22 protein-coding genes are annotated in these 21,018 nt (G+C 44.7%); 17 read left to right on the top strand and 5 right to left on the bottom strand.

All coding sequences use genetic code 11. The features are described from left to right. Positions 1-3 precede the first annotated feature (3 nt). From M2125_RS09720 to priA, 12 genes are all read left to right on the top strand, one after another. Positions 4-891, top strand: coding sequence for a ParB/RepB/Spo0J family partition protein (locus M2125_RS09720; protein ID WP_076024515.1), 888 nt, complete (start codon positions 4-6; stop codon positions 889-891). 68 nt (positions 892-959) lie between these two features. Then, positions 960-1,454, top strand: a complete 495-nt coding sequence (locus M2125_RS09715; RefSeq protein WP_076024516.1) for an ATP synthase subunit I — start codon at positions 960-962, stop codon at positions 1,452-1,454. 49 nt (positions 1,455-1,503) lie between these two features. Continuing rightward, positions 1,504-2,379, top strand: coding sequence for a F0F1 ATP synthase subunit A (gene atpB / locus M2125_RS09710; RefSeq protein WP_280742897.1), 876 nt, complete (start codon positions 1,504-1,506; stop codon positions 2,377-2,379). Positions 2,380-2,424: 45 nt separating this feature from the next. Then, positions 2,425-2,688 carry a F0F1 ATP synthase subunit C gene (gene atpE, locus M2125_RS09705; RefSeq protein WP_076024518.1) on the top strand — a complete coding sequence of 88 codons (264 nt, stop codon included), beginning with the start codon at positions 2,425-2,427 and terminating at the stop codon, positions 2,686-2,688. 62 nt (positions 2,689-2,750) lie between these two features. Further along, positions 2,751-3,221: a F0F1 ATP synthase subunit B gene (locus M2125_RS09700; protein WP_280741440.1), complete on the top strand. Its 471-nt coding sequence runs from the start codon at positions 2,751-2,753 to the stop codon at positions 3,219-3,221. A 1-nt stretch (position 3,222) separates the two neighbouring features. Then, a complete protein-coding gene (locus M2125_RS09695; RefSeq protein ID WP_076024520.1) occupies positions 3,223-3,759 on the top strand; it encodes a F0F1 ATP synthase subunit delta in 537 nt (178 codons plus the stop codon). Between the two features lie 45 nt (positions 3,760-3,804). Then, positions 3,805-5,346 carry a F0F1 ATP synthase subunit alpha gene (atpA, locus tag M2125_RS09690; protein ID WP_076024521.1) on the top strand — a complete coding sequence of 514 codons (1,542 nt, stop codon included), beginning with the start codon at positions 3,805-3,807 and terminating at the stop codon, positions 5,344-5,346. Between the two features lie 17 nt (positions 5,347-5,363). Beyond that, positions 5,364-6,233 (top strand): F0F1 ATP synthase subunit gamma, encoded by an 870-nt coding sequence (atpG, locus tag M2125_RS09685; RefSeq protein WP_076024522.1) that lies wholly within the window; start codon positions 5,364-5,366, stop codon positions 6,231-6,233. A 55-nt stretch (positions 6,234-6,288) separates the two neighbouring features. Then, entirely contained in the window at positions 6,289-7,689 is a 1,401-nt protein-coding gene (gene atpD / locus M2125_RS09680) for a F0F1 ATP synthase subunit beta (protein ID WP_076024523.1), read from the top strand. 21 nt (positions 7,690-7,710) lie between these two features. Beyond that, entirely contained in the window at positions 7,711-8,127 is a 417-nt protein-coding gene (locus M2125_RS09675) for a F0F1 ATP synthase subunit epsilon (protein ID WP_076024524.1), read from the top strand. A 15-nt stretch (positions 8,128-8,142) separates the two neighbouring features. Further along, positions 8,143-9,255, top strand: a complete 1,113-nt coding sequence (gene hemE, locus M2125_RS09670) for a uroporphyrinogen decarboxylase (protein ID WP_280742896.1) — start codon at positions 8,143-8,145, stop codon at positions 9,253-9,255. Positions 9,256-9,520: 265 nt separating this feature from the next. Beyond that, positions 9,521-11,650: a replication restart helicase PriA gene (priA, locus tag M2125_RS09665; protein ID WP_076024526.1), complete on the top strand. Its 2,130-nt coding sequence runs from the start codon at positions 9,521-9,523 to the stop codon at positions 11,648-11,650. 8 nt (positions 11,651-11,658) lie between these two features. Here priA and gcvH read toward each other — a convergent pair whose 3' ends face one another. Continuing rightward, a complete protein-coding gene (gcvH, locus tag M2125_RS09660; protein ID WP_076024527.1) occupies positions 11,659-12,045 on the bottom strand; it encodes a glycine cleavage system protein GcvH in 387 nt (128 codons plus the stop codon). A 72-nt stretch (positions 12,046-12,117) separates the two neighbouring features. Between gcvH and M2125_RS09655 the strand changes: the two genes are divergently transcribed. Next, positions 12,118-12,762 carry an MBL fold metallo-hydrolase gene (locus M2125_RS09655; protein WP_425334243.1) on the top strand — a complete coding sequence of 215 codons (645 nt, stop codon included), beginning with the start codon at positions 12,118-12,120 and terminating at the stop codon, positions 12,760-12,762. Between the two features lie 4 nt (positions 12,763-12,766). On the opposite strand, the gene M2125_RS09650 is transcribed toward M2125_RS09655, so the two are convergent. The 3 genes from M2125_RS09650 to M2125_RS09640 form a co-directional block, all read right to left on the bottom strand. Further along, the gene (locus M2125_RS09650; protein ID WP_129560400.1) at positions 12,767-12,952 is read right to left on the bottom strand and encodes a hypothetical protein; all 186 of its coding nucleotides are present in this window, start codon (positions 12,950-12,952) and stop codon (positions 12,767-12,769) included. A 41-nt stretch (positions 12,953-12,993) separates the two neighbouring features. Then, positions 12,994-14,136, bottom strand: coding sequence for a fatty acid desaturase (locus tag M2125_RS09645; RefSeq protein ID WP_076024529.1), 1,143 nt, complete (start codon positions 14,134-14,136; stop codon positions 12,994-12,996). A gap of 259 nt (positions 14,137-14,395) precedes the next feature. After that, complete coding sequence (locus M2125_RS09640; protein WP_280742895.1) at positions 14,396-14,614, bottom strand: hypothetical protein; 219 nt, start codon at positions 14,612-14,614, stop codon at positions 14,396-14,398. Positions 14,615-15,228: 614 nt separating this feature from the next. On the opposite strand from M2125_RS09640, the gene M2125_RS09635 reads away from it, so the two are divergent. Next, positions 15,229-15,516, top strand: a complete 288-nt coding sequence (locus M2125_RS09635; RefSeq protein ID WP_280742894.1) for a hypothetical protein — start codon at positions 15,229-15,231, stop codon at positions 15,514-15,516. Between the two features lie 6 nt (positions 15,517-15,522). On the opposite strand, the gene M2125_RS09630 is transcribed toward M2125_RS09635, so the two are convergent. Beyond that, positions 15,523-16,332: a peptidylprolyl isomerase gene (locus M2125_RS09630; RefSeq protein ID WP_280742893.1), complete on the bottom strand. Its 810-nt coding sequence runs from the start codon at positions 16,330-16,332 to the stop codon at positions 15,523-15,525. A gap of 368 nt (positions 16,333-16,700) precedes the next feature. Between M2125_RS09630 and M2125_RS09625 the strand changes: the two genes are divergently transcribed. The 3 genes from M2125_RS09625 to M2125_RS09615 are packed head-to-tail and all read left to right on the top strand — an operon-like array spanning position 16,701 to position 21,006. After that, positions 16,701-17,405: a response regulator transcription factor gene (locus M2125_RS09625; protein WP_280742892.1), complete on the top strand. Its 705-nt coding sequence runs from the start codon at positions 16,701-16,703 to the stop codon at positions 17,403-17,405. Positions 17,406-17,415: 10 nt separating this feature from the next. After that, positions 17,416-18,738 (top strand): FecR domain-containing protein, encoded by a 1,323-nt coding sequence (locus M2125_RS09620; RefSeq protein WP_280742891.1) that lies wholly within the window; start codon positions 17,416-17,418, stop codon positions 18,736-18,738. A gap of 6 nt (positions 18,739-18,744) precedes the next feature. Beyond that, the gene (locus tag M2125_RS09615; protein ID WP_280742890.1) at positions 18,745-21,006 is read left to right on the top strand and encodes a CHASE2 domain-containing protein; all 2,262 of its coding nucleotides are present in this window, start codon (positions 18,745-18,747) and stop codon (positions 21,004-21,006) included. Positions 21,007-21,018 lie beyond the last annotated feature (12 nt).

Genomic DNA, 21,018 nt, shown 5'->3' with positions numbered 1-21,018 from the left:
ATTATGGTTGCTATTAAGAAAAAAGGTTTGGGCCGCGGTTTAGAGGCATTGCTTGGTGACAAAGCTACAACCCAAGCTCAGGTTGAAATTAACCGTTTGCCATTGACGGCATTGCAGGCTGGTAAATATCAACCGCGACAAAAGATGGATGCGGGTCCACTGCAGGAGCTTGCCGAAAGTATTCGTGAGCAAGGTGTAATGCAGCCACTGTTGGTTCGATTGGTAGGCGCAGGAAAGTATGAAATTATTGCGGGAGAGCGTCGCTTTAGAGCAGCAACCCTGGCCGGATTGAAAGAGGTTCCTGTTCTGGTTTCGGGTGCTGATGATCAAGCAGCTGCAGCGATGGCTTTAGTAGAAAATATGCAGCGCCAAGATTTGAATCCTTTAGAGGAGTCACAGGGATTGGCTAGGCTCATTGAAGAGTTTGGTTTTACCCATGAACAGGCTGCCAAAGCGGTTGGTAAATCACGCAGCGCCATTTCTAATTTGTTGCGCCTGATTCAATTGGCAAAACCAGTGCAAGCGATGTTGCTGGCTGGCGAAATTGATATGGGCCATGCTCGCGCCCTGCTGCCTTTGCCTGGTGCCAGCCAAGTTGCTTTGGCTCAGAGAATAGCCGCCCAAGGTTTATCGGTCCGCGAAGCGGAGAGAATGGCTGCAGCCTTAGCTTTGGCTGGGGGTCAAATCGGCGACAAAAAAGCAAAAAGTAAAGAGGGGGCGCATTCGCCATCCCGAGATCCGGATATGCGCCGTTTATCCCAAGAAATTGCAGATGTAATAGGCTTAAATGCGGAATTTAAGTTTAAAGGCAGGGGTGGGGAGCTCAGGATTCGTTTTAGCCAATTTGATGAGCTCGATTCTTTGTTAAGAAAACTGGGTGTTCAGGAGTAGTTTTAAATGAAAAAGAGCCCAAAACATTTGACCTATTGCAGTGCACACATTAAACTCTCGGGGCTAAATTGATTCCTCAAAAAAATCAATTTTCCAAGGCAAATGAGTGGGATGAGCCAGAAGAAGAATATATTCGGGCCTACAGTAAGGCGGAAATTATTGCGTTGCAGCAAAACAACGCAAATAAATACCCCCCAGTATCGCCTTGGAAAGTAGTGGCTGCGCAGACCTTGGTAACGATGGTCAGTATGGTTGCTTGGGCAGTTTTTGGAGGGTCGGTAGGGGTAAGCCTTTATACTCAGTCGGCCTTTCTCGGTGGTTTAATTAGCGTCTTGCCTACAGGATTGTTTTTAGTACGACTGGAGTTGGCAAAAAAGACGTCGAAATTAAAACCAGAAGGGTTTTTGGCAGCATTGGTCACGGGCGAATTTATTAAAATTGCCACCACCTTAATGCTGTTTTTAGGAATTGCTTATCTCGTTCCTGGCATAGCATGGGTCCCCTTGTTGGTGACCTACTTTCTTGCCTTGAAATGTATGTGGTTGGTGTATTTAAGGCGCTAAGTAAGCGCTAGTAGTAACAACTGAGATTGAACAAAGGACTAGTTAAGAGATGTCTAGCGAAGTAAACCAAGCCCACGAGGCAATCGAGAAAATGACGCCAACGGCGTACATTTCCGAGCATTTACAAAACCTAACAAGCACGGGTGCACATCAGGCATCCATTGTTGATTTCAGTGTTATCAATTTAGACACCATCTTTTGGGCCTCATTAATGGGTCTTATCGCAGTTTTCGTTCTATTGATTGCTGCACGTCGTGCAACCCCAGGTGTCCCAGGTCGTTTTCAGTGTTTGGTTGAAATGATTGTTGAGATGGTGGATGCCCAAGCGAAAAGTATTGTTCATGGCGACCGCACTTTCATTGCGCCATTAGCTTTATTTGTTTTCTTTTGGATCATCCTTCTCAATACTCTAGATTTAATCCCGGTAGATTGGGTTTTGGGCATAAACCAGTTCATTGGTAATTTTGGTGGCCACGTTCCGCATAACCGCCTTGTGCCAACCACCGATTTAAATGCCACGATGGGCATGTCTCTGTCAGTATTGGTGTTGGTATTTTTCTATAGTTTCAAAGTCAAAGGCTTTGGTGGCTTCCTGCACGAGTTGATCTCTGCACCATTTGGTGCGAAATGGTATCTGGCGCCTTTCAACTTGGCTCTAAATATCATTGAGTACCTTGCCAAAGGCGTGTCATTGGGTATGCGACTTTTTGGCAATATGTATGCCGGAGAATTAGTCTTTTTATTGATCGCATTATTGGGTAGCGTTTGGACCTTTAACTTAGATTTAACCCTGTTCGGATTGGTGGGCCATGTTATTGCAGGTTCAGCCTGGGCCATCTTCCACATTTTGGTTATTTTGTTGCAAGCTTTCATTTTCATGATGTTGACCTTGGTTTACATCGGGCAAGCACATAGCCATCACTAAGATTTTATTTTTAACTTACCTCTTTTAACTTCAGGAGTCAGCAACATGGAACATCTCGCAACTATTCAAGGTTCAACAGCTATCTGTATCGGTATCATCATTGGTTTGGGCGCTATTGGTGCCTGTTTGGGTATCGCATTGATGGGCGGTAAATACATTGAAGCTTGCGCACGTCAGCCAGAATTGATGGAGCCACTCCAAACTAAGATGTTCCTCTTGGCTGGTTTGATCGACGCTGCGTTCTTGATCGGTGTTGGTGTTGCAATGTTGTTTGCTTTCGCAAACCCACTGCTCGCAGTTATTAAGTAATTGTTTTGGCGTGGATGGCCTAGAGTCATCCAACCGTTCTCAACAATACTGAAAGGAATATCGTGAATCTGAACGCGACCCTATTCGCGCAAATGATCGTCTTCTTTGTCTTATGGTGGGTAGTTGCACGCTTTGTGTGGCCACCCCTGGTTAAGGCATTGGATGAACGCTCAACCAAAATTGCTGATGGTTTGGCTGCGGCCGAGCGCGGAAAAGAAGCTCTCGCATTGGCAAATAATGTCGCAGAGCAAGAATTAACCAAAGCACGCCAAGAAGGTTTGCAACGTGTAGCTGAAGCAGAAAAACGTGCGCAAATGTCTGCCGAAGAAATTCGTGCCAACGCACAAGCAGAGGCTGCTCGTATTATTTCTCAAGCTAAACAAGAAGCAGACCAACAGATTACCCGTGCACGCGAAGTATTGCGCGCTGAAGTAGCTGTGTTGGCTGTAAAAGGTGCCGAGCAAATTTTGCGTCGCGAAGTTGATGCAAAAACGCACGGTGCATTGCTTGACCAACTAAAGGCAGAACTTTGATATGGCTGAATTAGCCACTATTGCGCGCCCTTATGCCGAAGCACTTTTTGAAAGTGCAGCGCCTGCTGAGCTTGCCAGTTCTTTGGAGCAGTTAAACGAACTGGCACAGCTTGCTGTATTGCCAGAAGTGGCTGTGTTGTCAAATAACCCAAAAGTTTCGGCTGATGATTTAAGCAAATTGCTTTCCGGCATGGTCAAGACCAAACTAGACGGCAAGATCTCTAGCTTTTTGAGTCTAGTGAATCAAAACCATCGCTTGTCCGCCATTCCTGAAATTGCACGTCAATTTGAGGAAATGAAGAATCAAAGCGAAGGTGCATCAGAAGTAATGATTACTAGTGCGTTCCCTTTAGAGGGTGCTGCATTAACGGATTTGTTGTCAAGTTTGAAGAAGCGTTTTGGGGGTAAAGAATTGCGCCCAACTATTCAAGTAGACCCAGCGTTGATAGGCGGAGTGCGTATTCAAGTTGGCGATGAAGTGATGGATAGTTCTGTCAAAGCACGGTTAGCTCAAATGCAAGCAAGTCTTGGCGCATAAGTTATCCCTATTAAGAACATACGAAATAAGACCCAGGAGTAAGTAATGCAACTCAACCCTTCCGAGATCAGCGAGCTGATCAAAAGCCGAATTAGCGAAATGGGTGTTGATTCCCAGCTTCGCAACGAAGGCACTGTTATTTCAGTGACCGACGGTATTTGCCGTGTACATGGCTTGTCTGGTGTGATGCAGGGCGAAATGTTGGAATTTCCTAACAACACTATCGGCCTCGCGTTGAACCTTGAGCGTGATTCAGTTGGTGCTGTGGTGTTGGGTGAATACACCCACATTAAAGAAGGCGATCCAGTTAAATGTACTGGTCGTATTTTGGAAGTTCCGGTTGGTCCAGAGTTGCTTGGCCGCGTTGTAAACGCGCTCGGTCAACCGATCGATGGTAAAGGCCCAATTAATACCAAGTTAACCGACTTCATTGAAAAGGTTGCGCCAGGCGTGATCGCTCGTCAGTCCGTCAGCCAGCCAGTACAAACTGGTTTGAAGGCGATTGATGCGATGGTTCCTATTGGTCGTGGTCAGCGCGAGTTAATCATTGGCGATCGTCAAACTGGTAAAACCGCTGTTGCAGTTGATGCGATCATTAACCAAAAAGGTAAAGGCGTTTATTGCGTTTACGTTGCTATTGGTCAAAAAGCTTCTACTATTGCCAACGTTGTGCGCAAGCTCACAGAGTTGGGTGCGATGGAGTACACCGTTGTTGTTGCAGCAAGTGCCTCAGAGTCTGCTGCAATGCAGTACCTCTCTGCATATGCTGGTTGCACTATGGGTGAATACTTCCGTGATCGCGGTGAAGATGCTTTGATCGTGTATGACGATTTAACAAAACAAGCGGTTGCATACCGTCAGATTTCTTTGCTATTGCGCCGTCCACCGGGCCGCGAAGCATATCCTGGCGACGTTTTCTATCTCCACTCACGTTTGCTTGAGCGCGCTGCTCGTGTAAATGCTGAATATGTTGAGAAATTTACAAATGGCGCAGTAAAAGGCAAGACCGGTTCCTTAACCGCTCTGCCGATTATTGAAACTCAAGCTGGCGACGTCTCTGCTTTCGTTCCAACCAACGTCATTTCGATTACTGACGGTCAGATCTTCTTGGAAACTGACTTGTTTAATGCTGGTGTGCGTCCTGCGATTAACGCTGGTATTTCTGTTTCTCGCGTTGGTGGTGCAGCTCAAACTAAAGTGATTAAAAAGTTATCAGGCGGTATTCGTACTGACTTAGCTCAATATCGTGAGTTGGCTGCGTTTGCGCAGTTTGCCTCCGACCTTGATGAAGCTACTCGTAAGCAGCTTGAGCGTGGTCGCCGTGTTACTGAATTGTGTAAGCAGGCTCAATACAAGCCTTTGCAGGTTTGGGAAATGGCGGCTTCTTTATTTGCTGTGAACAATGGCTACTTTGATGACCTCGAAGTCAAAAACGTATTGGCATTCGAAAAAGGCTTACAAGATCATTTGAAATCTAAATATGCAGATTTGGTTGCGCGTATTGAAGAGACTAAAGACTTGAGCAAAGATGACGAAGCTGCTTTGCGTGCCGCGATTGAGGATTACAAGCGTTCAGCCTCTTTCTAAGAGGGCCCGCATAAATCATGGCAAGCACAAAAGAGATACGATCAAAGATCAAGAGCGTGCAAAACACGCGCAAGATCACGAAGGCAATGGAAATGGTCGCCGCATCCAAGATGCGCCGCGCCCAGGAGCGCATGCGTAATGCGCGCCCTTATGCCGAAAAAATTCGTGAAATTGTGGCCAACCTTTCTAAAGCTAATCCTGAGTTCCGCCCTGCTTACATGGCAACTCGTGAAGTGAAGAAAGTTGGCACTATTTTGGTCACTACAGACAAAGGTTTATGCGGCGGTTTGAATACCAATGTATTGCGTTTGATTGCAAACCAGGTGCGCGATTTCCAAGAGGCCAATATCGGTGTTGCTTACACTGCGATTGGTTCCAAAGGATTGCAGTTTTTAAATCGTTCAAAAGCAAAATTAATTTCTCAAACAATCCAGTTGGGTGACACCCCACACATGGATACCTTGATTGGGGCAATTACGGCCCAATTAGAAGCATTTGAGAATGGTGAAATTGATGCTGTTTACTTAGCTTATACCCGCTTTGTAAATGCAATGAAGCAAGAACCTGTTTTAGAAAAGCTATTGCCATTGGAGCCAGCAGCTATTGCCCCAGAGGATAAGACTGGTAATTCTTGGGATTACATTTATGAGCCTGATGCTGAGTCCATTTTGAATGGACTCCTAAAGCGCTACGTAGAAGCAATGATCTATCAAGCTGTTGCAGAGAACATGGCCTCCGAGCAGTCTGCTCGCATGGTCTCCATGAAGGCTGCTTCAGATAACGCTAAGAACGTTATCGGCGAATTGCAATTGGATTACAACAAGACACGACAGGCTGCTATTACCAAAGAGTTGTCAGAGATTGTTGGTGGAGCGGCTGCGGTTTAAGCAGTCAGCGTTTAGAAATACGAAAGAATTTAGGAATTGAAAGCGGAGAGATGCGATGAGTAACGGAAAGATCGTGCAGTGTATTGGTCCAGTGGTGGATATTCAGTTTCCACGCGACAAAATGCCAAGCATTTATGATGCGTTGACATTGGTTGAGAGTGGTGAAAAATCATTCGCTGAAAAAGGTTTAACTTTTGAAGTTCAGCAACAAATTGGCGATGGCGTTGTACGTGCAATTGCCATGGGCGCAAGCGACGGTTTGCGTCGCGGCATGGAAGTCGCCTCCACAGGCAAGCCAATTTCTGTTCCTGTTGGCCCAGCTACACTTGGTCGCATCATGGATGTATTGGGTCGCCCAATTGATGATGCAGGCCCGATTGCAACAGAAGAGCGTCGTGCGATTCACCAGCCAGCACCGAAGTTTGATGAACTATCCCCTTCAGTCGACTTGCTAGAGACTGGTATTAAGGTGATCGACTTAGTTTGCCCATTCGCTAAAGGCGGTAAGGTTGGCTTGTTCGGTGGTGCGGGTGTTGGTAAGACCGTGAACATGATGGAATTAATTAATAACATCGCTAAACAACACTCAGGTTTGTCGGTGTTTGCTGGTGTTGGTGAGCGTACTCGTGAAGGTAATGACTTCTATCATGAGATGAAAGAATCAAACGTGATCGATAAGGTTGCCATGGTTTTCGGTCAGATGAATGAGCCACCTGGCAACCGTTTACGCGTTGCGTTAACAGGTTTGACAATGGCTGAAGCTTTCCGTGATGAAGGCCGTGACATTTTGTTCTTCGTCGACAACATTTACCGTTACACGCTGGCCGGTACTGAAGTATCAGCTTTGCTGGGCCGTATGCCATCCGCTGTGGGTTATCAGCCTACATTGGCAGAAGAGATGGGCAAGTTGCAAGAGCGTATTACTTCCACTAAGACTGGTTCTGTTACATCTATTCAGGCCGTTTACGTTCCTGCGGATGACTTGACTGACCCATCTCCTGCTACCACCTTCTTGCACTTAGACTCTACAGTTGTGTTGTCGCGTGACATCGCTGCATTGGGTATCTACCCTGCGGTTGACCCACTTGATTCAACTAGCCGTCAGTTAGACCCACAAGTGGTTGGTCAAGAGCACTATGAAGTCGCGCGTGATGTTCAAATGACATTGCAGCGTTACAAAGAATTGCGCGACATTATTGCGATTTTAGGTATGGACGAATTGTCACCAGAAGACAAATTGGCTGTATCACGTGCTCGTAAGATTCAGCGTTTCTTGTCACAACCTTTCCACGTTGCAGAAGTATTTACTGGTTCACCAGGCAAATATGTTCCTTTGAAAGAAACCATCCGTGGTTTCAAAATGATCTGCAGCGGTGAATTGGATCACCTGCCTGAGCAAGCGTTCTACATGGTGGGTTCAATTGATGAAGCCATTGAGAAAGCCAAGAAGCTTTAATCGAATTCATCTAGGGAAATTATGTCAACCATACGCGTCGATGTAGTAAGTGCTGAGCAATCCATTTTTAGTGGGGAGGCTAAGTTTGTGGCTCTTCCAGGCGAAAGTGGTGAGCTCGGTATTTTGCGCGGCCACACCCCTTTGATTACACGTATTCGTCCCGGTTCTGTTCGTATTGAAAAGGCCGATGGTGATGAAGAATTTGTTTTCGTAGCGGGCGGCTATTTAGAGGTTCAGCCAGATCGCGTCACTGTTTTAGCAGATACTGCGATTCGTGGTCACGATCTCGATGAAGCTAAAGCAACAGAAGCTAAAAAGCGTGCCGAAGAGGCAATGCAAAACCGCACCAGCGATTTTGATATGGCCTTGGCTCAATCTGAGTTTGCAGTAGCAGCCGCTCAGTTGGCTGCCATTGCACGTTTCCGTCGTAAAAAGTAAGAACCGGTCTATTCCTTGTTGTTAAACGACCGGTTTCTACGAGCCTGCCTGGGCGAAGCGGTAGATCAAACTCCGCTTTGGCTCATGCGACAGGCCGGTAGATATCTCCCAGAATACAATGCAACGCGTGCTAAGGCCGGGAGTTTTTTAGGTCTAGCAAAAAATCCAGCATATGCAACCGAAGTAACGCTCCAACCGCTGGACCGCTACCCCTTGGATGCAGCTATTCTATTTTCGGATATCTTGACCATCCCCGATGCTATGGGGCTGGGGCTTAAGTTCACCACTGGTGAAGGGCCTAGCTTTGATCACCCCCTGCGCACGGAAGATGCGGTAAAAAAATTACGTGTTGCTGATATGAGTCAGCTGCAGTATGTATTTGATGCTGTCTCAGAAATTCGTAAAGCGTTAATTCAAGATGGCAAGCAACGTGTACCATTAATTGGTTTCTCAGGAAGCCCTTGGACTTTAGCTTGCTACATGATTGATGGCTCGAGCTCGGACGATTTTCGTCATGCCAAAACCATGATGTTTAGTCGCCCTGATTTATTGCAACATATTCTCGATATCAACGCTCAATCAGTGGCTAGTTATTTAATTGAGCAAGTCAAAGCTGGTGCACAAGCGCTAATGATTTTTGATACTTGGGGTGGAATGCTCCCGGACGGCTGGTATCAAAAAATGTCTTTGGCATCGATGAAAAAAGTGATTGATCTACTGCCACGCGAATATAACGGCAGAAAAATTCCTGTCATTATGTTTACTAAAGGCGGCGCCATCTGGCTTAACGATATGGCGCAAGTTGGGGCGGATGTGATTGCGCTCGATTGGACTATTTCATTAAGCCGGGCACGCAAACAATTGCTCTCACTAAATAAGCCCTTGGCAATTCAAGGCAATCTCGATCCCTTAATTCTTTTTTCAGAACCAAAACAAATTGCTGATCAGGTCCATGCTCTATTAGACGACTTGGCTGCCGCGCCCGCTTTAAAGCCAGGACTGCATCCTTTAGATGGCCACATCTTTAATTTAGGTCATGGCATTTCACAATTTACACCTCCAGAAAGCGTCACTGCCCTGGCTGATGCTGTGATATCTAAATCAAAAACCCTTAGATCAAACCACTAACGCCAAGTGTTTGCTAACTTTGGGCAAAAGAGGCGTTCAAAGTTATGCACAATTATGTGACATGATTTAAATTCAGTAAGATTGAGAGAAATGATTAGATTGCTCTTTTAGTTAAGCCTCTAACACATTGTTTTTATTCAATAAAATTGAATAATTAGGGGTTTCCCTTAAAAACTTCAATTTTTCAAAGCGGTCCCGATAATAGAATAAGCTGATGATATCCACAGAGTTATCCACAAGCTAAAGCGAAAATTGAAGTAAAAAAATGCCAGATCCCATAGTTGTCCAAGTGGTAGTTGATAAGCCCTTATCTCAAGGGTTTGACTATCTTTGGGACGCAAAACAGTTGGGAGCGCTTCCTCAGGTTGGCCAAATTATTGAAGTGCCCTTTGGGCGTGGGCAAGAAATTGCAGTGGTAATAAAAGTAAGTGCACACTCTGATTATCAAATCGACAAAATAAAGTATGTTGACAAGGTGTCGCCCCTACCTCCACTCAATTTAGCGCTGCTGCGTTTGATAAACTTCGCTAGTCAGTACTACGTCCATACGCTTGGTGAAACTATTCTTCCAACAATCCCACAGATGTGGAAAAAAGCAGATTCATGGAAGAAAAATGTAGACAAAATAAATGAGGCAAGAAAGAAAAATCCAAAGGCAATAGGCTCTCAAAAAGAAGGATTCATTACAGCTGAACAATTAAATGCAGAGCAAAAAAAAGCATTAGAGGCCCTAAACAATCCTAGCAACTCTGGAACCAAGTTCCGCACGATTTTGCTCCAGGGTCAAACTGGCAGTGGTAAGACCGCAGTATTTCTAAATTGGATCAGCGGGATTTTGGAGGAAAAAGATGCACAAGTGCTGTTGCTGGTTCCGGAAATCAATTTAACGCCGCAACTAGAAAGACGTGTGCGTGCCTATTTCCCAGATAAGATCATGGCAGTCTTGCATAGCGGTGTAACAGAAAAGAAGCGCGGTATTGCTTGGTATGAGGCAATGACAGGTAAAGCACAAATTATTTTGGGAACAAGATTGGCTGCTTTAACACCAATGCCAAATTTAAAAGCAATCGTGGTCGACGAGGAGCACGATACAAGCTATAAGCAACAAGAGGGAACCAGATACTCAGCAAGGGACTTGGCAATATGGCGCGCGCATGATGGGCAGCTCCCAATCGTACTTTCTTCAGCCACCCCTTCTTTAGAGACTTGGATTGCTGCCAAGGCGGGGCGATATGAATATATTCGCTTGGATCAACGTGCCCAAGGGGCTAAGTTGCCCAGGGTGCATCTAATTAACACCCGTGATCCTCGCAATCAATATAGCCCAGGAGACCAAGGTGCCCCAAAGACGAAAAGCCTGATTAGTAAAACGCTTGCTCAGGCAATTAGCAAAAATTATCAAGAGCAAAAGCAAAGCTTAATTCTGATTAATCGCAGAGGATACGCGCCGGTACTTAGTTGCAGTAGTTGTAATTGGTTATCAAAGTGCTCGCAATGTTCTTCATATATGGTGATGCATAAGCCAGGAGCATTAGGAAAAAGGTCTGTATTAAATTGTCATCATTGTGGATTGGTTAAATCAATACCGCAGTTTTGTCCCGATTGTGGAAATGCAGATCTGAAAACCCTTGGACAGGGAACGCAAAAGCTGGAAGATAGTATTGAGGAGATGTGGCCACAAGCCAGGGTGCTGCGTGTGGATGCAGACTCTAGCAGAAAGAGTAAAGGTGCAGAAGAGCTCTTTCAGGAAATACACGATGGCAATGTCGATATTGTAGTTGGCACACAAATGATTGCGAAGGGCCATGATTATCAAAACATAGGATTGGTTGCTGTTTTGGATGCAGATGCTAGACTCTATTCAGCAGACTTTCGGGCTGCTGAAAGATTATTTGCGCAGCTAGTACAGGTTGCCGGGCGAGCGGGAAGAGCTGGCGCCGAGGGAGAGGATGGTGGAGATATTTATATAGAAACACAGTATCCAGAGGCACCAGTATTTCAGTATTTGCTCAGGCATGATGTGGATGGATTTATGGCTTACATCGCGCGTGAGCGAGATGAAGCAAAACTACCCCCTTTTACTTATCAAGGCTTGGTTCATGCTGAGGCAAAAAGTCTCGAGAAGGCGATTGGTTTCTTAAATGAATTGAAGGCGCGCCTTAAGCAGCATGGGATGGTGCCCATAGATGTATATGTATACGATCCGGTTCCCAAAACAGTCATGCGCGTGGCTGGGTCAGAGCGCGCACAACTGGTAATAGAGTCTACCAATCGAAAACTATTACAAGAAATCCTAGAAAATATTGACCGCGATTTACGCCAACAATCTCAGGGACGCATTAGCAAGGTATCGCGCATTCGATGGTTGGTTGAGCGCGACCCAATTGCAATTTAAGTGGGTCTTTAGGCGCCAGCAGTGCTACTGTAAGTCGGAGCATCCAATAAATTCAGTAGTTCTGCAGCAAGCTCTGCGCCCGGTTTAATTTTAAAAAGCCAAGTTGAGTATGGTGCTTGATTTACTATTTCAGGCGAGGACTCAAGCGCCTGATTTAAAGCCACAATTTCACCGCTGACGGGTGCATGGATGTCGCTAGCAGCCTTAACAGATTCAATTACCGCAATCGCCTCCCCTTGCTTAACGACTTGCCCTAGTTTGGGTGCTTGAAAAAACATCACATCTCCAAGAGCCTCTTGCGCATGATTGCTAACGCCAACCCACACAAGACCGTCGTCCTCTAGGGATGACCATTCATGGGTTTGAGCAAATTTAAATGTTTCTTGGGCGTTCATGTTTTATCCTTTAAGAATATTTTATCTTTACTCCCATAAACAACCATTGTATTTATACGAGAGCCAGCTTATATGCCGATCAAATTAGGAATAGTTCCCGTTACCCCATTTGAGCAAAACTGCTCGATTCTGGTTTGTCAGGAGACTGGAGACGCGGCCATTGTTGATCCAGGTGGCAATATCCCAAAGATTTTGGAAGGCGTAAAGCAAATGGGTGGTACTGTGAAAAAGATTTTGCTTACCCATGGGCACTTAGACCATTGTGCGGCGGCTAAAGACTTGTCTGAGCAGTTGCATGTGCCAATCGAGGGCCCGCAAATTGATGAACGTTTTTGGATTGATCAACTACCAGAGCAAACGGAGCGGTTTGGATTTGGGCATGCCAAAGTCTTCGAGCCTGATCGCTGGCTCAATGATGGTGATCATGTAAAAGTCGGTAATGTTGATTTAGAGGTCTTTCACTGCCCCGGACATACGCCTGGGCATGTTGTATTTTTTGATAAAGAAGATCGCCTGGCACTAGTCGGCGATGTCCTGTTTGCGGGCTCTATCGGTAGAACAGATTTCCCCCGAGGTAATCACGCAGACTTAATTAATGCGATCAAAACTAAATTGTGGCCCTTGGGCGATGATGTACAGTTTGTTCCTGGCCATGGGCCAATGTCTACCTTTGGGGCGGAACGATTAAGCAATCCCTATGTTGGGGATAATGCGTAAGGAATTAGGTTTTAGCAGATCCAGTGCGGTGCGTGCGATTGTAAAGACAGCTCGCACAAATCCAGCGTTGCTTGCGATTACTAGTTGGAATCCAGGTCCCACCTTCGAGGCGCTTTTCACGGCTACAAGAAGAACAAAACTTGAGGCTCTGAGAGGTATCTTGGGTGGCGGCTGGAGTAGAGGTAGTCATGGGCAATCCGGGTAAGGCAAATCTTATTCAGAGTGTCTATTTTACCCGTTTTGTCCCGCTGGGGCTGGGCTCAATACAACCCTGACTGATTCGGCTGTTTTATTGCCATCAAAATCAAGCCATGCTTTGTTTTCAAAGTCATAGAGTTTGCACTTCCGAGCAGTATCGAAATACCAACTCCATGAGAACTTTTGAACAAAAATACGCTCAGGAAGGATAGTTTCGAGGGTATTTTGAGCTTCTTGAAGGCGGTATAGGGGTACGCTCATGTCTACATGGTGAGCAGTGTGTTCCATAATGTTGTGCATTAGTGCGCCCCAAATCCAGTTAAAAGTGAGGTGCACTGTAGTAGAAACAAAAGGTTGGGCGCGCAACCACTCGGACTTTTTGTCATACCAAGAGACCGAAGGATGAGTGTGGTGAACATACACTACAAAGCCAATCATGCCATTCCAGAATAGGAAAGGAACCGCAAATCCCATGATCAGACCAAGCCATACTGATTGGCCGGTTGCGAGAGCTCCAGCAATGAGGCAGGCAATCCAAACAATGGCAAAAGCGCTTACCAGTAGGTTATCTTTGAGGAAGATGGGACGATCGCCCGGTTTATTTTGGGCATTTGGGAAGTACTCTCTTCTCCACCAAATCTCAATTAAATAGTAAAAAACGGGCCCCCAACCACTACGATAGAGATGCTCTAGGGCCTTGCGGGACGGGGATAAGGCGTCATATTCTGCTTTTGAGAGCGGCGCCCAAACAAAGTCAAAACCCTTCAGATTGGTTTGGCCATGGTGCACTACGTTGTGCCCTACATCCCATAGGCTATATGGTGTTAAGGATGGCAGAAAGGCAATTCGACCAAGAACTTTATTAAGTTCGCGGTTTGGGGTGAAGCTTTGATGGCAAGCATCATGACCCAAAATAAAAATTCTGCCAGTTACAAAACCAGCTACCACACCGAAGACTAGCTTAAGCAGCATGTTTTCTGCAAAAACGGTGCCAGCAATGCAGGCTAGCCATAAGGAGGCGTCTATTAAGAGCAACATCAATGCCCTGCCTGTTTCACCTTGAGCCATGGGGATGAGCCAACTACGAATGATCTTTCTATGTGGCAAAGGTAGATCAGGAGCCAACGGATTGGCAATAGACGGTTCTGAAAGGGTCGGATTTAAGTGATTAGGCATGATAAGAATCAATAATTTAGGAGCAAATGATAGCCTTTTCCACAATTTTCTGCATGATGTAGGTCAAAGCCCCCCTACTTATTATTGGCGCGCCCGGCAGGAATCGAACCTGCGACCCTTGGCTTCGGAGGCCTCAACCGACAAAAAACATACAAATACTTTAAACAACTGAAGATGGCCTGTTCAAGCTTTACATAGTGTTTAAGAGCCAATTTGGTGGGCAGCACCTTTTTTTGGCGGCCGTCTGATTGGGGCGCTTTTAATGTAAGCATTTTTTTAATACGAGCGCTTTGATAGATTTATGGAGAGTAGCTTTTGACGCAATATCTTTTTGTTCAATTAGCTCCCCTATAAAAATATCTTGGCCAGATAACTGGGCCATGGCCACCCGATCAAGCAGGTGAATCTCATAGAAGCTCAGATTAAAGTCCTTATCAATAGAGCGCATTTGATCCGCAAAAAGAATAAATTTTTCCATAGTGAAACTTGTCAATTTTTTATAGGCCGATTGATTAAAAAATTCAATTCTTAAATTATCTGATTAATCACATGATTCCAGCGACTATCAATTATTAACAATTGTTAATCAATGTTGTGTGCAGCGTTTATGACTTCATAATTCGAGTGCGTAAGTTAAGCGCCCTAGTAGTTTTGATATTGATTGAATTGTGGATTTAAAACCTATGGCATCTATCCTGATTGGCACCCCTCTCAATGGCAGGGCTACGGTGCAAATGATTGGCTTGCTCAAATTTCACGGACCCTTGGGCCCTTTTTCTGTGGATATGCGCTCTTATTCGTTTTGCGGATGGGTGTCTATAGGAGTGCACAAATCAGTCAGCGAGGCGCTACGAATCCCATTCAATGAGTGTAAATATCGCGCTTTTGAATACATTAAAAACTGGGGGCGCCTTTAATTGGGCGTCAACAATAGTGCACCTTATTGAGTTTATGTTGGGCCTGATGATCTGTATCTTGACTGTGATGACGGGCGCAGTATTGCTCTATTGCGGCTTGTTAACGCTATAGCTCTTTGCAGGCCAATTGATGTAGGCTCATAAATAATCTTTAGATCAATAATTTATCCAAGAGATGTCATTAAACTTAAAAGACCCCAAAGAGGTAGAAAAAAATATTAATCTTGATCGAGTGGTTGAGATTGTGGTTGTTGCCCTCAAAGAGGTGATGCCATACATAAAATTAGCCAGCACCACCGATTTTATGATGGCCTATGCAGTAATGATTAAAACAACCATGATTAATTTGGAATTGAGCGAAGATCAAAAAAATCAAGCCAAAGCTGTTTTTGATCAAATATGGCCTGAAGTGATAGTCGATAAATTAATGGCGCAGTCTCAGTTAAGTTGCTCAATTCATTAATGGCTACTAATTAATTTTTAAATTAGATCTCTTTACCAGCTCTGAAACTGCGCGTTCACGCTCCTTCGCTACCATTTGTTGCGCCAATTGATTTTTTGCCTCCTCAAAGCCTGGAAGCTTAAATGGGCGTATGTTAACTAGCTTAATAATATAAAAATTATTCCCAAGTTGAATCGGCTTGGAAGTAATTTTCCCTTTACTTAAGTTGGGGACGATATCGTTGATTGGTGGGGTCAGGTTACCGCTTAAGGTCCAGCCAACTAGCCCGCCTTGTTGCGCAGTAGTTTTATCAAGAGAATATTGTTTTGCTACCGCGTCAAAGGTGGCGCCACCATTGAGTTTGGCAATAATGTCGTTAGCTTCAGGTTCGCTCGCAACAGCGATTTGAGCAATTTCATACTCGTTTGCATTTTGAGGTTCTTTACTAGCCGCGAGTTGCCTGTCATATTCCGCCTTAATATCAGACTCAGAAATTGGGTGGTTTTTAAAATATTCAGAAAACCAAAGCTCAACAATAGCGTTTTGGCCTGCCAATTTCAACTTAAGGGCGTTATCATTTTTTGTTGTTAAGCCAGTCTTTTTGGCCTCTTGAATGATTGCCTCGCGGATGATTAGTTCGTTAGTAACGCGTTGCTTGACTTCCGGGGTGATCTTGGCACCCTCATCGCTGGCGAGCTTTAGCAATTCATCTACTTGTTGTGCGGTAATTTTGTTTCCATTGAGGGTGGCAATTATTCCGCTATTAGATTGCGCAAAAACAAATCCAGATATCGTCAACATAAAAATGCTGATCAAAGTGGAGGGAATGAATTTCATTTTCAGAAGCCAAGTTTATATAGTAATTTTGTAACTGTATCACCAGTGCATTGGTCTGACGGGGCATATTAAGCCCAAATACTCGCTGCGTCCCCTCTATTTGTTAATGTAGGAGCATTTCACTTGAAAACCGTGTCTAGAGAAGCATCCGCTTTCTTTGGTGCCTAATATGTGCCTCCATATTAATAAAAAGCTAAATGCAAAATTGTTAAATTTTGTTAAAACTTTAATATTTCTATTTGAGAGCGCTCCTGACCTACTGCCTGTGTGAAGAATTAATACTGATAGTTAGCTATATAAGTTAATATTAGACCCATTTAATCCAAGGTTAGGCTGGTTAAATTTAAGAAAATGAGCGCAAAAAGCAAATGCACATTGCTATATTAGAAGACGAAACCACATTGGCTGAAGAGGTGAAGCTTTACCTTGAGAGGGATGGCCATAGCGCAACGATTTTTGTTGATGGAGAGGCCTTACTCAGGGCTTTGCCTCGTGAAACATTTGATTTGTTTATTTTGGATTGGAATGTCCCAAAAATAAATGGTTATGAGGTGTTGGTGCGCATGCGAAAAAATCTTAGAATGATTGAGCCCATTGTCTTTTTAACCAGCACAGATGCTGAAGATGAAATTGTGGCGGCTTTATCTGCGGGCGCTGATGATTATTGTATTAAGCCGATTCGATTGAGAGAGTTTTCCGCCCGTATTAGTTCTGCGCAGAGACGAGTGCAAATGACAAATGCCCCAGCGTTTGGTCGCGAAAAAGAAATCTTAGGCTATAGATTTAATCCAATTACTAATCTTGTAAGATTTGATGATCAAGACGTTACGTTAACGGAGAAGGAGTTCGCTCTAGCCTCCTTTTTATTCTCAGAATTAGATCGTCCGCTTTCGCGCAACCGATTATTAATAGAGGTGTGGGGATCTACTGGTCCTGAATTATCTAGGACGCTCGATGTCCATATTGCCTGGATTAGAAAAAAGCTTCATATTGGTGCAAGCGGAAGCAGAGCTAGGCTGGTGGCAGTTTATGGTTACGGCTATAGGCTTATGCAAACTTTTCCTGAAGAGTAATTCTTTGGCTGTGCCGACAAAAAATTTCCCTGTATTACTGCGTATTTTCGTGTCGACCGGCATATTTGTTTGGTCGGCTTTCATATTTGCTCAGCCAACCGCCCTTTCCGAGCCAAAGCCTCTGGTCTATAAAGTCCAGCAAGGAGATACTCTCCAGTTGATATTAGATAGGCACTTAATCCAGGATGCGCTACCAGAGCTAATGGCGGCCAATGTGGGGATTAATAAGAATGAAATTCTGGCGGGACAAACCATCCTTATTCCTCGCTCATTGATCCGGTATCACCGCTCTAGAGCCGTGGTTGTGTATGCAAAGTGTGCAGATCCAATTTTGAGAGCCAACGAAGCCGTAGCACTAAAGTTAGGCAGCGCTATTGATCAGGGCGATGTCATCACAGTGCCTCCGCAATGTGCCCTTTCTTTGCAATTTGAGGATCGCTCTATCTTACGCATGCCCTCAGGGGGTAGCATTAAGATTAGCATGTTACGAAAAAGTACCCTTGAAAAATCACCTGAAGTACAGCTTAATTTATTGGATGGGCGTGTCGAAGTGAAGGTCCCTAAGCGTCAGAGCGGGGATGCGCCTTTTGGTGTCAATACACCAACTTCTGTTGCCGGTGTCCGCGGCACCGAGTTCCGAGTTGGGTTTGATCGATCCAGTGGCGCCGGTAAGGTTGAGGTGAGTTCTGGTTTGGTTGGAACAAGAGGCGTTGCTGACATTGAAGAGGCGGGAGTATCGGCTCAAAAAGGGGTTGTCATACCAAAAGATGGTTTGGCCGATAAGGTCGAGGACTTGCCTACGCCGGTAAAATTTTTATCGGTACAGGCTCAGCAGGTTTTGGGATGGCATCTATTTGTATTTCAAGGAAGCTCAAATTCTCACAGATATTATTTAAGGGAAAGTCAGGCGGCCAATCTCGTAAGTGAGGAAGATTCAGTCCAGCGGAAGGAGCCATTATTTTTGGCCACCCAATTGGGGTCAACTGCAAAAATGCTTACTTGGTCTGCACAAACTGCCAGCGGTTTAATGGGGGATGAAAGTGTTTTTGGTATTTGCGTTGATCAGAGTGGTGGCGCAGATATAAAGCGATGCAGTGTATTGTTTGATTTGACTGGTTTACGAGAGCCAGTCATAACTCTGGTTGAGGCTGCCCCAAACGGTCAAGCGGTAGAAATATTGAAGGCCTATAAACCTTCGAGGGAGCTAAAGGTGCTGTTAGTTAAGGGATTGCCGGTTGGCAATTATCGCTGGGAGATTAAGTCAAGTGTGGGCAACAACTTATCTACGAGACAAGATGGTCGATTTGAATTAATAGCCGCTACTCAAAACTAAAGGCCAATGCGAATAAATATCTGGCCCATAAAACCTCACATCATTAAGCTCAATCGCGCAGATGATCGGCGCTTCTTTGGTGAGTGGTGCGGCTTAACATTTATCGCAATAGTTGCTTTGGCATTGGCTGTTGCGTTGAATATTTTTACCCCCTTGGGCAACATCTTTTTTGATGGGGTTCAGCGTATGAGGGTGCAGGCACCAAATAATAAAATTATTATTGTCGCTATTGATGACCGAAGCTTAAGTCAATTAGGTGGTTGGCCATTACCCCGCAATTTGTATGCTCGCTTTCTTCAAGAGTTAGCAGACACCGGGAATTATCCGAAAGCTATTGGGTTTGATATATTAATGATCGATCCCACTATTCATGACCTGGAGTTTGCGCGACAAATCTCGCGACATAAGTCCGTTTTGCCCGCCGAGCTTCATTTTGACGAAAAAAAAGGCGAGGTTGTAGTCAGCTCGCCGCCGCTAACAATTGCTAAATCAACGGCAACCATATCGCACGTCAATGTTAGTTTTGATGAAGATGGATTTATACGTGGAAGTAATCTAATGGAGTCGGGCATTCCGCATTTTTCGGTTGCCATGTCAGGACGTCAAGACCTCATTAATAATCATGGAGATCATTATTCGCGATTTAGTTTGATTCGCCCTGAAATTGGCTTCACAACGATCTCGCTTTCAGACGCCCTTCAAAAAAATTACCCACTATCGATTTTTAAAGATGCATACGTCTTAGTTGGCTCAACAGCCCCTAGCTTAGGCGATCATTACCCTTCAATCTATGCTGGCAGGCAAAAGTCAGGAACTCCAGGCGTTATATTTCAAGCAAGTCTTTTAAATGACCTTTTGCAAAACAGTTTAATTACAAAGGCCACCTCCTGGGTGCAGTTTTGTGTCTACGCAGCTGGGCTACTGGCAATTTTGGTGGGCATTTTGCTGCTTGCCCCATCAACAGAAATTATTCTCACTCTTAGTGTAGCGATATCTGCGCTCCTTGCTAGCATCTTTCTTTTGTTGAAATTGAATTATTGGCTAGATCCAATGCCGCTGGTAGTTGCCGTTTTGGTGGTCAAGCCAATATGGGCGTGGCGACGAATGAATATGGTAATTGTCTTTATGCGAGATCGAGCTAAAGAGATGCAGTTGATAGAAATGGTGCCCCAAAAAACGCGGCATAAACATTATCTAGTGCAAGATGCTGTACTGCAATACTCGAGCATTTTAGATAAAGCAATCCTAATGGCAAAAAATCGTCTAGATAGTTTTGAAAAAATTATCAACGAATTGCCTGAGGCGATGTTTGTTCTTGATGCGGGCGGAAAATTATTATTGGTCAATATGAGGTTTCGGTCTTTATTCCCAAAAGAATATTTCAGGAATGATGTAACGATTGATTCCTTGCTACATCATCTCGGGTGCTCGCTTAAATACCTCGAAGGCTTATTAAGCTTACCGCCAGGAGAAAAATATTTGCATCTTAAGGGGATTGATGGTCTCACTAAAGAGTACATGGTACACCGCGTGGAAATTCATTTTGAGCCCAGCAATTCTCTGGCCATTATTATGTTTGTAGAGGTAACGCAGTTGTTGCAATTTCAGGCGCAAAGAGATCGCACTTTGCAACTACTTTCGCATGATATGCGTACACCAGTAGCTTCTATTCTGACCTTATGTCGCAAAATAGTCGCACACAATTCTTTGCAAGAGGAGGGAGATAAGTGCTTGTTAGATATCTCATCTCACTCAAGACGACTTCTTTCGATGATGGATGACTTTATCTTATCAATTTGGGCTGATGAGTCTGAGTATGTGCTCTCAACAGTCCTATTTGAGGCTTTATTGGATCAAGCAATTTATGGGGTGAGAGTTTTAGCGCAAGAACGCCAAATGACAATTCGCGTTGATGAGAGGGATGCGGGTATTTTTGTGCAGACCCAAACTCGTTTGATGGAAAGAGTACTCATCAATCTTTTGGTTAATGCAATTCGTCATGGGCGTCCTGCCACAGAAATTGTCGTACGAATATCCCTCGGTAGGACAGACCATAAATTACAAATGCTTAGATGTGAGTTTACAAATATTGTTGATCAGCCACACGACCTAACTCAAGTCGAAACTGAGCATAAAGGTTTTGGTCTTGGCACAAACTTTATCGATCGAGTCATTATTCGACATCATGGACAAATAGAGCGTCATTTTCCTGTTGATCCTGGGGGATTTGCCAAAATTACTATACAGTTGCCCGCCTCTCATTACTGAGGCGGTTCGGTG

Origin of the sequence: Polynucleobacter sphagniphilus (genome assembly GCF_029892205.1) — a bacterium.
GTDB classification, from domain to species: Bacteria; Pseudomonadota; Gammaproteobacteria; order Burkholderiales; family Burkholderiaceae; genus Polynucleobacter; species Polynucleobacter sphagniphilus.
Note: the sequence above shows the minus strand (reverse complement) of the source record. Positions and strands in the feature narration are given on the sequence as shown.